General features: G+C 73.9%; 8 protein-coding genes. 2 read left to right on the top strand and 6 right to left on the bottom strand.

The annotated features are described in order from the left end of the window. Positions 1-58: 58 nt before the first annotated feature. The 4 genes from ACWDYJ_RS12165 to ACWDYJ_RS12150 form a co-directional block, all read right to left on the bottom strand. Positions 59-1,648 carry a phytoene desaturase family protein gene (locus tag ACWDYJ_RS12165; protein ID WP_451565413.1) on the bottom strand — a complete coding sequence of 530 codons (1,590 nt, stop codon included), beginning with the start codon at positions 1,646-1,648 and terminating at the stop codon, positions 59-61. After that, positions 1,645-3,786 carry a protein kinase domain-containing protein gene (locus ACWDYJ_RS12160; RefSeq protein WP_451565412.1) on the bottom strand — a complete coding sequence of 714 codons (2,142 nt, stop codon included), beginning with the start codon at positions 3,784-3,786 and terminating at the stop codon, positions 1,645-1,647. The genes ACWDYJ_RS12165 and ACWDYJ_RS12160 overlap by 4 nt, the downstream gene beginning before the upstream one ends. Before the next feature lie 26 nt (positions 3,787-3,812). Beyond that, positions 3,813-4,709, bottom strand: coding sequence for an oxygenase MpaB family protein (locus ACWDYJ_RS12155; protein ID WP_451565411.1), 897 nt, complete (start codon positions 4,707-4,709; stop codon positions 3,813-3,815). Between the two features lie 461 nt (positions 4,710-5,170). Then, positions 5,171-6,361, bottom strand: a complete 1,191-nt coding sequence (locus tag ACWDYJ_RS12150; RefSeq protein ID WP_451565410.1) for an acyl-CoA dehydrogenase family protein — start codon at positions 6,359-6,361, stop codon at positions 5,171-5,173. 113 nt (positions 6,362-6,474) lie between these two features. Between ACWDYJ_RS12150 and ACWDYJ_RS12145 the strand changes: the two genes are divergently transcribed. Beyond that, positions 6,475-6,975, top strand: coding sequence for a hypothetical protein (locus ACWDYJ_RS12145; RefSeq protein WP_451565409.1), 501 nt, complete (start codon positions 6,475-6,477; stop codon positions 6,973-6,975). Between the two features lie 54 nt (positions 6,976-7,029). On the opposite strand, the gene ACWDYJ_RS12140 is transcribed toward ACWDYJ_RS12145, so the two are convergent. Continuing rightward, entirely contained in the window at positions 7,030-7,866 is an 837-nt protein-coding gene (locus ACWDYJ_RS12140; protein ID WP_451565408.1) for a class II fructose-bisphosphate aldolase, read from the bottom strand. Continuing rightward, on the bottom strand, positions 7,863-8,765 hold the full coding sequence (locus tag ACWDYJ_RS12135) for an SIS domain-containing protein (protein WP_451565407.1): 903 nt from the start codon (positions 8,763-8,765) through the stop codon (positions 7,863-7,865). The genes ACWDYJ_RS12140 and ACWDYJ_RS12135 overlap by 4 nt, the downstream gene beginning before the upstream one ends. A 167-nt stretch (positions 8,766-8,932) precedes the next feature. Here ACWDYJ_RS12135 and ACWDYJ_RS12130 point away from each other — a divergent pair, with 167 nt between their 5' ends. Further along, a complete protein-coding gene (locus ACWDYJ_RS12130) occupies positions 8,933-9,712 on the top strand; it encodes a DeoR/GlpR family DNA-binding transcription regulator (RefSeq protein WP_451565406.1) in 780 nt (259 codons plus the stop codon). The last annotated feature ends 82 nt before the right edge of the window (positions 9,713-9,794 follow it).

Below are 9,794 nucleotides of genomic sequence, written 5' to 3'. Positions count from 1 at the left end.
GCACCAGGCCCCCCCGGCCCCGCCCTTCGGGCGGCCGGAGCTACTTTGACGACACTCCCTAGCGGCCCAGCACCGCCATCGCCGCGTTGTGGCCCGGGACTCCGCTGACGCCGCCGCCGCGCACCGCCCCCGCGCCGCACAGCAGTACGTTGCGGTGGGCGGTCTCCACGCCCCACCGGCCGCCGCCGTCCTCGCTCCCGCCGTCCACGGCGGCGTACGGCCAGGACAGGTCCCGGTGGAAGATGTGGCCTCCGGGCAGGCGCAGTTCGCGCTCCAGGTCCAGTGGGGTCTTCGCCTCGATGCAGGGGCGGCCGTCGGCGTCGAAGGCCAGGCAGTCGGTGAGCGGCTCGACCAGGTGGGCGTCGAGCTGGGCCAGCGTGGCGGTCAGCAGCACCTCGCGCGCCTGCCTGTTGTCGTGTCCGAACAGCCGGGCGGGAGTGTGCAGTCCGAAGAGCGTGAGGGTCTGGTAGCCCTGCTCCACCAGCTCCGGCCCGAGGATCGAGGGGTCGGTCAGCGAGTGGCAGTAGATCTCCGAGGGCGGTACGGACGGCAGTTCCCCGGCGGCGGCCTCGGCGTGGGCGCGCCGCAGCTGCTCGTACCCCTCGGCGATGTGGAAGGTGCCGCCGAAGGCCTCGCGGGGGTCCACCGAGGTGTCGCGCAGCGCGGGCAGTCGGCGCAGCAGCATGTTGACCTTGAGCTGGGCGCCCTCGGGTGCCGGGCCGGGGGCGGCGGCCGGGTCCTCGCCGAGGAGGTCGGCCAACGCCTGGGGTGAGGCGTTGACCAGGACGGTCCGCCCGACGACGGTGCCCTCGCCCACCGCCGTACGGAAGGTGACCTCGGCCGGTGTGACGCCGTCCGTGTGGATCCGCAGCACCTCGTGCCCGGTGGCGATCTCCGCGCCGGCCGACCGCGCGGCGCCGGCCAGGGCGTCCGTGAGCGCGCCCATGCCGCCGACGGGTACGTCCCAGTCGCCCGTGCCGCCGCCGATGACGTGGTAGAGGAAGCAGCGGTTCTGCGCGAGCGAGGCGTCGTGGGCGTCGGCGAAGGTGCCGATCAGCCCGTCGGTGAGGACCACGCCGCGCACCAGGTCGTCGGCGAAGTGCGCTTCCACGGCCTGGCCGAGGGGCTCCTCGAACAGCATCCGCCAGGCCGCTTCGTCGTCGATCCGGGTCCGCAGCTCCTCACGGGTGGGCAGCGGCTCGGTGAGGGTGGGGAAGACCTTCCCGGCGACCCGTCCGGTCGTCCCGTAGAAGGCCCGCCAGCTTTCGTACTCCCGCTCCGAGCCGGTCAGCCGGGCGAAGGAGGCGCGGGTGCGCGCCTCGTCGCCTCCGACGAGCAGTCCGCCCGGCCGGCCGTCGCGTTCGACGGGCGTGTACGAGGAGACCGTGCGCCGCCGCACCGTGAAGCGCAGCCCCAGATCGCGCACGATCTTCGCGGGGAGCAGGGAGACGAGGTAGGAGTAGCGCGACAGGCGGGCGTCGACCCCGACGAAGGGGCGGGTGGAGACGGCGGCCCCGCCGGTGCGTCCGAGCCGCTCCAGGACCAGCACCGAGCGGCCCGCCCGGGCCAGATACGCGGCGGCGACCAGGCCGTTGTGGCCGCCGCCCACGATCACCGCGTCGTACACGTCGTGTGCGAGAGCTGTCATGGCTCTTGGTAGCACACCTGGCCGAGCCGCTCCAGACAGTGCGCCTCGTCGGCGTGGGCCAGGGCGGTGTCGGGATGTTCGTCGCCGAGGGACCGTTCGCGGATGCCGGAGAGTTCCCGGTAGAGGGGCAGGGCCTCGTCCCAGCGGCCCAGGTGGCCGAGTCCGACGGCGAGTTCCCGTCGGCTGACGAGCGTGTCCGGGTGTTCCGCGCCCAGGGTCCTGGCCCGCGCGGCGCACACCTCGCGGGCCTCGGCCACCGCCTCCTCCCACCGGTCCAGGCGGCCGAGGTTGACGCCGAGGACGTGCCGGGCGCGCAGGGTCTCCGGGTCGGCGGCGCCGTAGGCACGGGTACGGTCGCGGGCCAGTGCCCGGAACAGGTCGACGGCCTCGGCGGCGCGGCCGGTGCGGCCCAGCGCGATACCGGTCTCGTAGCGCGCGGCGAGGGCGTCGGGGTGGTCCCGGCCCAGTACGCGTTCCCGTACGGCCGCGACGTGGCGGAAGCCGGTCAGCGCCTCGTCCCAGCGGCCGAGCCGGCCGAGGGCGTAGGCGGCCTCGTAGCGGGTCAGGAGCGTGTCGGCGTGGTCGTCGCCGAGCACGGCCGCGCGGTCGGCCGCCACCTCGGCGGCGGCGGCGTGGGCTTCGGAGTGGCGGCCCAGCGCGCCCAGGGCGCAGGCCAGGTTGTGGCGGCAGCGCAGGGTGTCGGGGTGGCGCGGGCCCATGGTGCGGGCGCGGGCGGCGAGCACGGCGCCGTAGATCTCGTACGCCTCGCGGTGGCGTCCGAGCCGCCCCAGTTCGTACGCCTCCTCCTGGCGGGCCGCGAGGGTGTCGGCGTGGTCGGGGCCCAGTACGCGCGCCCGTCCCCGGGCCACGGCCGCGTACACGGCCAGCGCCTCCTCCGGCCGGCCGGCCCGGCTGAGGGCGAACGCGCGGGTGTGCCCGGCGGCGAGCGCGCCGGGATGCTCGCCGCCGGCGGTGCCCGGACCGGGTACGGGAGCGCGCGGGAGCCCGTACGCGGCGGTCAGCCGGGGATCCTCGGCCGCGGCGGGCCGCACGATGCGCTGCTCCCCCGAGGCGGTCAGGGAGCCGACGGCGGGCTGGGCAAGGGCGGGCGGCGCATCGCCGACCCCCGCGACGGCGGTGCGCGCCGCCGTCCAGGAGCCGGTGAGCACGGCCCACTCCCCGCTCGCGGGCCGGGCCTCGATCCCGGCCTTGCGCCCGGCGGTCATCCCCTGAGCCCACGCCGGCAGCGGCGCCTGGGCGGCGGGCGGCCCGCCGGGGCCGAACCGGCCCTCGACCAGGCACCGGTGCAGGTGGCGGGCGTCGCCGGGGCGGTCCTCGGGGCGCTTGGCCAGCAGGTCCAGCACCAACTGCTCGAAGTACCCGGGCAGCTCGGGCCGGTGCTCGCGCGGCGGCACGGGCGCCGTGTCGCGGTGGCCGACCAGCACGGACCAGGAGTCGCCGAGGTCGAAGGGCGGGGCGCCGGTGGCGATCTCGTAGAGGACGCAGCCGAGGGAGTAGAGATCGCTGCGGTGGTCGACCTCGCCGCCCGCGATCTGCTCGGGCGACATGTAGTGCGGGGTGCCCATGGCCATGCCGCCGCCGGTGAGTTTGGCGGTGAAGCCGATGTCGTGGGCGAGGCGGGCGATGCCGAAGTCGCAGATCTTCACCGTGCCGTCGGTGAGCCGCATGATGTTGGCGGGCTTGAGGTCGCGGTGGACGACGCCCTGGTCGTGCGTGTAGCCGAGGGCGGCGGCCAGCTGCTCGGCGATGTCGAGGACCGCCTCGACGGGCAGCGGGCGCGCCTCGTTGTCCTCCATGAGCTGGCTGAGGTTACGGCCCTCCAGCAGTTCCATCACGAGGTAGAGGGGACCGCCCGCCGCGCTGTCGTCGCCGAAGTCGTGCACGACGGTGACGCCCCGGTGCTGGAGCGACGCGGCGACGCGCGCCTCACGGCGGAACCGCTCGCGCAGGACCTGGGTGAAGTGGGCGTCCTGTTCGGGCCCGATGGGCTTGAGGCACTTCACGGCGACCTGCCGGCCGAGCGACTCGTCGCGGGCGCGCCACACCTCGCCCATGCCGCCGCGCCCGATCAGATCGAGTGACCTGTACCGGCCCTGGATCAGTCTGGACTCCGCCATGTCTTAAAGCCGCCCCCGTTGTCGTGCTACGCCCTCCCCGGCCCATCCAGTATGGCCGCTGATGTACGCCGTGTGTACGAGCAGGGGCGGCTCCCTGGGCCCAGGCGACGCATCGCCTTCAAGATGTGACCTGGCGGCAGTTGCCAGCGCAGACCTGCGGGAATGGTGCGCAGCAGGCGACCGGTGAGTCGCAGGCGCCGGGTGACGGCGCGCGGGGCCGGAGCGGGTCGCGCGTACAGCTGGTGCGCCCACGCGGGGAGGGATCCGTAGGCGAGGGCGGCGAGCGGGCGCCACAGCAGGTTTCGGCCAGGGACGAGGAGCGGGTGGACGGGCGGGGCGCGCAGGAAGTCGTCCACGGCGCGGGCGTCGGGTCCGGCCGCGAGGACCGGGCGGACCTGCTCGAAGTAGGCGGCGAGGGCGGCCGTGTCCGCGGGCACCCGGGCCGGGTCGAGGCCGACGAGCCGGGCGTTGACCCGGTTCTCGTCGACGTAGCGGTCGGCCTGGGCGGGGGTGAGCGGGACGCCGGAGCGCCGCAGGACGTGCAGGAAGCTGTCGATCTGCGCGCAGTGCACCCAGAGCAGCAGTGCGGGATCGTCCACCGGGTAGCGCTCCCCGGTCTCCGGGTCGGTGGCGGACAGCTTGCGGTGGATGCCGCGCACCCGCTCCCCGGCCCGCTCGGCGGCCTCGGTGGTGCCGTAGGTCAGGGTGCCGACGAAGTCGGCGGTACGCAGCAGCCGCCCCCAGGCGTCACGCGCGAAGTCCGAGTTCTCCATCACCCCGCGCACGGCGCGCGGGTGCAGGGCCTGGAGATAGAGGGCGCGGACCCCGGCGATCCACATCATCGGGTCGCCGTGGCACTGCCAGGTGAGGGACCCTGGCCCGTACAGCCCTGGGTCGGCGCCCTCGTACGGAGCTGCGCCCATCGCCCGCCTCCTGCCACGGCTGCCCCGGCCGTGCCCGGGACAGGGAGCCTACCCAGCTGGACCCGGCCCAGTCGGGAGGCGTGGTGCCGGCGCACCTGCCAGGAGTCGCACCGCCTCCGCCGCGCGGATCGGTGACGGACTCGTCGGGGGCGCTCACAGCCCCATCGTTCCAGCACTACGCGGCAGCGAGGAGGAGCGTAAGGTCACCTCCCGCGCCAGCGCGTTCAACGCCACCAGTCTCGGCCAGGGCCAGCGCTACCGGTTCCGCCACGCCTGGATCCCTATGCGGCGCGGCTCGGCAACGCCTGCACCGCCACCCGGAAGATCTCCGCTCCCACAAGGGCGTGAATTGATCAGCGCCGACGGCGTTGCCGACCGTCGACGCTGACAGCCCAGGTTGGCCGTCTTGATGCCAACCATCCATCTTTTGTGCCAACTAACAGTCTTCGTCACACACGGCCTCAGCGGCGGACTCGTGGCATGCCCAGGCCGATCCACGAGATGATCTCGCGCTGGATCTCGTTGTTGCCGCCGCCGAAGGTGAAGATCACCGCGCTGCGGTAGCCGCGTTCGAGCTCGCCGTGCAGGACCGCGCCCGCGGAGCCGTCCTTGAGGGAGCCGGCCGCGCCGACCACCTCCATCAGCCAGGCGTACGCGTCCCGGCGGGCCTCGGAGCCGTACACCTTGACGGCGGAGGCGTCCTGCGGGGTGAGGGTTCCGGACTGGACGGCGTTCACCATCTGCCAGTTGAGCAGCTTCATCGCGTCGAGCCGGACGTGGGTGCGGGCGAGGCGGCCGCGGACCCAGTTGAGGTCGATGACCCGGCGGCCGTCGGCGAGCTTGGTCTCGGCGGCCCAGCGCTGGACGTCGTGCAGGGCGCGGATGGCCATGGTGCCGTGGGCGGCGAGGGTCACGCGCTCGTGGTTGAGCTGGTTGGTGATCAGGCGCCAGCCCTTGTTCTCCTGGCCGACCCGGCGGCTCGCGGGGACGCGGATGTCCTCGTAGTAGCTGGCGGTGGTGTCGTGCGAGGCGAGGGTGTTGATGAGGGTGCAGGAGTAGCCGGGGTCGGCGGTCGGCACGAGGAGCATGGTGATGCCCTTGTGCGCGGGGGCGTGCGGGTCGGTGCGGACGGCGAGCCAGACCCAGTCGGCGGTGTCGCCGTTGGTGGTCCAGATCTTCTGGCCGTTGACGACGTAGGTGCCGCTCTCCTCGTCGCCCTCGCGGACGGCCTTGCACTTGAGCGCGGCGAGGTCGGTGCCGGCGTCGGGCTCGCTGTAGCCGATGGCGAAGTCGATCTCGCCGGCGAGGATCCGCGGCAGGAAGTACGCCTTCTGCTCGTCGGTGCCGAACTGCATGATGGTCGGCCCGACGGTGTTCAGCGCCATCAGCGGCAGCGGTACGACCGCCTGCGCGGCCTCGTCGAAGAAGATGAACTGGTCCATGGGCGACATCCCGCGCCCGCCGTACTCCTTGGGCCAGCCGACGCCGAGCCAGCCGTCCGCGCCGAGCCGGCGGATGGTGTCCCGGTAGAAGCGCTTCTGGGCGGCGGGGTCCTCGTAACGGGCGTACACGTCCTCGGGAACGAGCTCGGCGAAGTAGGCGCGCAGGTCGGTACGCAGCTGCTGCTGCTCAGGCGTGTATTCGAGGTGCACGGGCCCTCCGGGAGTCTCGCGGTCCAGCCGGTCGCTGTGGTGGCGGCGGTCAGAGTAGAACCTGTTCCAAGAATCCGGAAGGGCCGGGCGTCCGGTGGGTAGGGTCACGGATCATGGACGCACGGGCGGTGGTGACGGGGAGCGAGGTCGTCGTGGAATGCCCCGGGGTCACGGACTATTACGGGCGCGGCACCGCGGTGCCGCTGCGGCTGCGCCGCCGGGTCGCCGACGGGGCCTGGCTGTTCGAGGTGGGCACGCCGGTCGCCGCGGTGCCGCGACTGGCCGGCGTCGCGCGGGCGCAGGACGTACGGGCCTTCGCACGGGGGATGGTGGACGTGCTGGCGGCGGGGTCCGGGGAGCCGGACTTCACCCTGTTCGACGACGGCCGCACCGAGGTGATCGCGACGGCCGGGTACGGCCCCGAGCTGTATCTCGGTCTGGAGGCCGCCTTCGATCTCCAGCAGGACCGGGTGGGAACGGATGCGGACGGCCGGCCCCTGTACGCCAACGCCTTCGGCGGGGCCCATGTGCATCTGGGCGAGATCTCACCGGCCCAGCCGGAGGTACTCGCCGCGTTCGCGCGGGCGTTGCTGGCCGCGCTCGACGGCGGCTGACGGCGCGGCTGACGGCGCGGCCGGGCTCCGGTCGACGCCGCCCGGCCTCGCGCGTCAGTTCAGGGCGGTGATCATCGCCGCGGCCGTCGTCGCCATGGCCGCGCGTGCTGCCGCGAGGTACGGCCTGGGGTCCGCCGGGGTCAGGTGGGTGCGGATGGCTTCGGTCATGGCCACGTTCAGGGCGGTACCGATGTTGACCTTGCGGATGCCGCCGGCCACCGCGGCCGCCAACTCCGCGTCGGGCAGGCCGGAGGAGCCGTGCAGCACGAGCGGTACGTCCACGGTCTTGGCGATCCGCGCCAGGAGCACGTGGTCCAGTGCCCCGGTCCGGCTGGTCATCGCGTGGCTGCTGCCGATGGCGACGGCCAGGGCGTCCACCCCGGAGTCGACGACGAACCGCCGCGCCTCGTCGGGGTCGGTACGGGCTCCCGGTGCGTGCGGGTCCAGCGGAGCGGAGCCGTTCTTGCCGCCCACCTCGCCCAGTTCCGCCTCGATCCACAGCCCGTTGACGTGGGCCCAGTCGACGGCGGACCGCGTGGCCTCCAGGTTCTCGGCGTACGGCAGGTGCGCGGCGTCGTACATCACCGACCCGAAGCCGGCGTCGGCGGCCTGCCTCAGCAGCTCGGAGCTCTTGACGTGGTCGAGGTGCAGCCCGACGGGCACCCCGGCCGCCTCGGCGCAGGCCAGGGCCGCCCGGGCGATGGGCAGCAGCCTGCCGCCACGGAACCGGACGGCGTTCTCGCTGAGTTGGAGGACGACCGGCAGGCCGACCCGTTCGGCGCCCTCGATCACGCCCTCGGCGTGCTCCAGCGTGATGATGTTGAAGGCGGCGACGGCGCGCCCCGCCGCGGCCGCCTCCGCGACCAGGGTCCCAGCGGCTGCGAGGCTCATCGGACCGCCTCCTCGCCGCTGGTGAGGATCACCGAGCGGGTCAGGTTGCGCGGCGCGTCCGGGTCCAGCCGCCGGTGCTCGGCGACCGCGAGGGCGAGGCGGTGCACGCGGACCAGTTCGGCCAGCGGGTCGAGCCGGCCGGTCACCCAGGCGGCTCCGGTGCCCAGGACCTGCTCGGCGATCCCGTCGGGGGCCTCGTCCAGCGACCAGGTCACCGAGCCGGGGCCGGTGACGCTGACCGGCCCGTGCCGGTACTCCATCGCCGGATAGGACTCGGCCCAGGACAGCGAGGCCTCGCGCATCTTGAGGGCGGCCTCGTGGGCCAGGCCGACGCTCCAGCCCCGTCCGAGGAAGGTGAACTGTCCCCGGCTCTCCAGCCCGGCGGGCAGCGGTTCGGCAAGTGCGGTACGGGCGTCGGCGACGGCGGCCGGGCTGTGGGCGCCCACGTGGGCGCGCAGCAGGGTGAGGGCGGTGGTGGCGAACCGGGTCTGGACGACGGACCGCTCGTCGGCGAACGCGAGCACCACGACCTCGTCCGCGAGGGTGATCACGGGCGTCGCCGGATCCCCGATGACGGCGGTGGTCGCGACGCCGGCCTCCCGCAGCCCGGCCAGCAGGTCCAGCACCTCGGTGGTGGTGCCCGACCGGGTGAGGGCCACGACCCGGTCGTAGCGCCGGTGGCGCGGGAACTCGGAGGCCGGGAAGGCGTCGGTCTCCCCTTGTCCGGCGTCCTCGCGCAGAGCGGCGGCGGCCTGGGCCATGTAGTACGAGGTCCCGCACCCGACGATCGCGGTACGCTCCCCCGGCCGCGGCAGCACCGCCCGGCTGCCGGGGGCCAGTTCGGCGGCCCGTTGCCAGCAATCGGGCTGCGTGGCCAACTCGTACGCGATGTGACTCATGCGGGCTCCCTGCGCCGTCGGGGCATGTTCCTGAACGGTACTTCCTGCAAGGTAGTGCAAGATAGCGGCCGGTTTCGCGCAACTTCACGCACCTGTCGGCTGATCGGCTGCGTTAATCTCGATCACGGGCCGGGGACCAGACCAGGGCCGGACACGGGAGGGGCACCATGACCCGCAAGGAACGCTGGCAGAGACTGCTGGATCTGCTGGTGGAACGGGGCGGGCTGGAGGTGGAGCCGGCCGCCGAGACCCTCGGCGTGTCGGCCGCGACGATCCGCCGGGACCTGGACCAGCTGGCCGAACAGCAGCTGCTGGTCCGCACGCGCGGCGGGGCGGTGCCGCACGGGGTGTCGTACGAACTCCCGCTGCGCTACCGCACCTCGCGCCGGGCCGACGAGAAGCGCCGGATCAGCGAGGCGGTCGCTGCGCTGATCGCCCCGGGCGAGGTCGTCGGCTTGACCGGCGGCACCACGACGACGGAGGTCGCCCGCGCCCTGGCGGCCCGCCCGGACCTCGCCACCGGCTCCCCCGCGCTCACGGTCGTCACCAACGCCCTGAACATCGCCGGCGAGCTGGTCATCCGGCCCCAGTTCAAGATCGTCCTGACCGGCGGCGTCGCCCGCCCCCAGTCCTACGAACTCACCGGGCCGCTGGCGCAGCAGACCCTGGGTCAGCTCACCGTGGACACGGCCGTGCTGGGCGTCGACGCCTTCGACCCTGCGGACGGCGCGGCCACCCGCCACGAGGACGAGGCGGCGGTGAACCGCCTGCTGTGCGAACGCGCCCGCCGGGTGGTGATCGCGGCGGACTCCACGAAACTCGGCGTCCGCGCCTTCGCCCGCATCTGCGCCACGTCCTCGGTGGACGTCCTGGTCACGGACACGGGCCTGTCGTCACAGGCGGCCCGGGAGTTCACCTCGGCGGGGGTGGAGGTGGTGCGGGTTTGAGGGGGCGGGGGTGGGGGTGGGGGTTCGGTGGCCGGGGGTTCGGTGGCCGGGGGTTCGGTGGCCGGGGGTTCGGTGGCCGGGG

Source organism: Streptomyces sp. NPDC003042, from assembly GCF_053591315.1.
The sequence above is the reverse complement of the archived record's forward strand: the minus strand, read 5'-3'. Positions and strand labels throughout refer to the sequence as shown.

Excerpts from the sequence above, each read along its gene's own strand:
- ACWDYJ_RS12140 (WP_451565408.1), bottom strand. The coding sequence starts at position 7,866 with ATGAGCCTCGCAGCCGCTGGGACCCTGGTCGCGGAGGCGGCCGCGGCG.
- ACWDYJ_RS12130 (WP_451565406.1), top strand. The coding sequence starts at position 8,933 with ATGACCCGCAAGGAACGCTGGCAGAGACTGCTGGATCTGCTGGTGGAA.
- ACWDYJ_RS12155 (WP_451565411.1), bottom strand. The coding sequence starts at position 4,709 with ATGGGCGCAGCTCCGTACGAGGGCGCCGACCCAGGGCTGTACGGGCCA.
- ACWDYJ_RS12165 (WP_451565413.1), bottom strand. The coding sequence starts at position 1,648 with ATGACAGCTCTCGCACACGACGTGTACGACGCGGTGATCGTGGGCGGC.
- ACWDYJ_RS12160 (WP_451565412.1), bottom strand. The coding sequence starts at position 3,786 with ATGGCGGAGTCCAGACTGATCCAGGGCCGGTACAGGTCACTCGATCTG.
- ACWDYJ_RS12145 (WP_451565409.1), top strand. The coding sequence starts at position 6,475 with ATGGACGCACGGGCGGTGGTGACGGGGAGCGAGGTCGTCGTGGAATGC.
- ACWDYJ_RS12135 (WP_451565407.1), bottom strand. The coding sequence starts at position 8,765 with ATGAGTCACATCGCGTACGAGTTGGCCACGCAGCCCGATTGCTGGCAA.